1 protein-coding gene is annotated in these 254 nt (G+C 63.4%); it reads right to left on the minus strand.

What is annotated here, in order from left to right:
• Window positions 1-234: hypothetical protein (locus tag AVR91_RS43475; RefSeq protein WP_211282603.1), on the minus strand; the 234-nt coding region annotated here is incomplete at its 3' end.
• Window positions 235-254 lie beyond the last annotated feature (20 nt).

Here is a 254-nt window from a genome sequence, read left to right on the forward strand (position 1 = left end):
GCTTTCGCGACACACCTCCAGCATCTTCATGGACAGTGAGCCGGGGGACCGGCAGCAGCCGGAAGCCGGCTGGTAGCCAAGACACCCTTGGTTAGAGCCGTTCTCGCCACTCACGACCTGCAGCACCGGCGGATCACGCGAGTCGTCCATCCAGTCACGCGTGTCGTCCGTTGGATCACGCGAGTCGTCCATCCCCGCACGTGTGTCGTCCATCCAGTCACGCGGAACCGCCATGAACGGTCCGTTCCTTGCAA

Source organism: Amycolatopsis keratiniphila subsp. keratiniphila (assembly GCF_001620365.2).
Classification (GTDB): domain Bacteria; phylum Actinomycetota; class Actinomycetes; order Mycobacteriales; family Pseudonocardiaceae; genus Amycolatopsis; species Amycolatopsis keratiniphila.